This window comes from Bradyrhizobium sp. ORS 375 (genome assembly GCF_000239775.1).
Lineage (GTDB): Bacteria > Pseudomonadota > Alphaproteobacteria > Rhizobiales > Xanthobacteraceae > Bradyrhizobium.
Genome location: NZ_CAFI01000459.1, coordinates 1 through 2,826 on the forward strand (window position 1 = coordinate 1; position 2,826 = coordinate 2,826).

The 2,826-nt window shown below is 54.2% G+C and carries 2 rRNA genes; both read left to right on the plus strand.

Going from position 1 to position 2,826, the window contains the following annotated elements:
- Positions 1 to 2,600 (plus strand): 23S ribosomal RNA (locus BRAO375_RS31410); the annotation flags it as partial.
- Between the two features lie 96 nt (positions 2,601 to 2,696).
- Positions 2,697 to 2,811 (plus strand): 5S ribosomal RNA (gene rrf / locus BRAO375_RS31415).
- Positions 2,812 to 2,826 lie beyond the last annotated feature (15 nt).

Here is a 2,826-nt window from a genome sequence, read left to right on the forward strand (position 1 = left end):
TCTGAATACATAGGAGGTTTCAAGCGAACCCAGGGAACTGAAACATCTAAGTACCTGGAGGAAAGGACATCAACCGAGACTCCGCTAGTAGTGGCGAGCGAACGCGGACCAGGCCAGTCATGAATGTAAGCCAACCAGAACCTGTCAGGAAAGCAGGGCCTCAGAGGGTGATAGCCCCGTATGGGTAATGCGAACATTCATGCTCGAGTAAGGCGGGACACGTGCAATCCTGTCTGAACATGGGGGGACCACCCTCCAAGCCTAAGTACTCCTCAGCGACCGATAGTGAACCAGTACCGTGAGGGAAAGGTGAAAAGCACCCCGACGAGGGGAGTGAAATAGACCTGAAACCGGACACCTACAAACAGACGGAGCCCAAGATGCGTTCTGGGTGACGTCGTACCTTTTGTATTATGGGCCAGCGACTTAATTTAACGAGCAAGCTTAAGCCGATAGGCGTAGGCGTAGCGAAAGCGAGTCTGAATAGGGCGTCAAGTTCGTTGTATTAGACCCGAAACCTAGTGATCTAGCCATGAGCAGGTTGAAGGTGAGGTAACACTCACTGGAGGACCGAACGGGTGCCTGTTGAAAAAGGCTCCGATGACTTGTGGTTAGGGGTGAAAGGCCAATCAAACTGGGAAATAGCTGGTTCTCCGCGAAAGATATTTAGGTATCGCCTCGGACGAATACCTCAGGGGGTAGAGCACTGGATGGGCTAGGGGGACTTACCGTCTTACCAAACCCAACCAAACTCCGAATACCTGAGAGTACTATCCGGGAGTCACACGGCGGGTGCTAACGTCCGTCGTGGAGAGGGAAACAACCCTGACCTACAGCTAAGGCCCCCAATTCGTGGCTAAGTGGGAAAGGATGTGGAAATCCCAAAACAACCAGGAGGTTGGCTTAGAAGCAGCCATCCTTTAAAGAAAGCGTAACAGCTCACTGGTCTAAATAAGGGTTTCTGCGCCGAAGATGTAACGGGGCTCAAGCCACGAGCCGAAGCTTAGGGTGCATCGCAAGATGCGCGGTAGCGGAGCGTTCTGTAAGCCTGCGAAGGGCGACCCGTGAGGGCGCCTGGAGGTATCAGAAGTGCGAATGCTGGCATGAGTAACGACAAACACTGTGAAAGACAGTGTCGCCGAAAGTCCAAGGGTTCCTGCGTAAAGTTAATCTTCGCAGGGTTAGCCGGTCCCTAAGGCGAGGCCGAAAGGCGTAGTCGATGGGAATGCAGTGAATATTCTGCAGCCAGTGGATGGTGACGAATCCCGTGTGTTGTCCGACCTTACTGGATTGGTTGGGCTTCGAAGGGGTTCCAGGAAATAGCCTCCACATCAGACCGTACCCGAAACCGACACAGGTGGACTGGTAGAGTATACCAAGGCGCTTGAGAGAACTATGTTGAAGGAACTCGGCAATTTACCTCCGTAACTTCGGGATAAGGAGGCCCATTGCATGGGCAACCATGCAGTGGGGGCACAGACCAGGGGGTGGCAACTGTTTAACAAAAACACAGGGCTCTGCGAAATCGTAAGATGACGTATAGGGTCTGACGCCTGCCCGGTGCCGGAAGGTTAAGAGGAGAGGTGCAAGCCTTGAATCGAAGCCCCGGTAAACGGCGGCCGTAACTATAACGGTCCTAAGGTAGCGAAATTCCTTGTCGGGTAAGTTCCGACCTGCACGAATGGCGTAATGACTTCCCCGCTGTCTCCAACATAGACTCAGTGAAATTGAATTCCCCGTGAAGATGCGGGGTTCCTGCGGTCAGACGGAAAGACCCCGTGCACCTTTACTGTAGCTTTGCGCTGGTATTCGTGACTGTTTGTGTAGAATAGGTGGTAGACTTTGAAGCCAGGGCGCCAGCTCGGGTGGAGTCGCAATGTGAAATACCACCCTAATGGTTATGGATATCTAACCGCATCCCGTCAGCCGGGATCGGGACAGCGCATGGTGGGCAGTTTGACTGGGGCGGTCGCCTCCCAAAGAGTAACGGAGGCGTGCGAAGGTAGGCTCAGAACGGTCGGAAATCGTTCGTCGAGTATAATGGCATAAGCCTGCCTGACTGCGAGATCTACGAATCGAGCAGAGACGAAAGTCGGTCATAGTGATCCGGTGGTCCCGCGTGGATGGGCCATCGCTCAACGGATAAAAGGTACGCCGGGGATAACAGGCTGATGACGCCCAAGAGTCCATATCGACGGCGTCGTTTGGCACCTCGATGTCGGCTCATCACATCCTGGGGCTGGAGAAGGTCCCAAGGGTTCGGCTGTTCGCCGATTAAAGTGGTACGTGAGCTGGGTTCAGAACGTCGTGAGACAGTTCGGTCCCTATCTGCCGTGGGTGTTGGAATGTTGAGAGGATTTGCCCCTAGTACGAGAGGACCGGGGTGAACGTACCTCTGGTGGAGCTGTTGTCGCGCCAGCGGCAGTGCAGCATAGCTATGTACGGACGGGATAACCGCTGAAGGCATCTAAGCGGGAAACCCACCTCAAAACGAGCATTCCCTTGAGAACCGTGGAAGACGACCACGTTGATAGGCCGGGTGTGGAAGTGCAGCAATGCATGCAGCTTACCGGTACTAATCGTTCGATCGGCTTGATTGCTCTCATTTTCAGTGTCCATCACTGCAGATGATGACGAACAGACCTTCAGGGAGGTCCATCCTCCCACTTGCTTCTTACCTCGATGTCCTTCGCCGGCCTGGTGGTCTTAGCGAGGAGCCTGAACCCGATCCCATCCCGAACTCGGCCGTTAAACTCCTCAGCGCCAATGGTACTATGGCTCAAGCCCTGGGAGAGTAGGTCGCTGCCAGGCCTGCAAAGGACATCA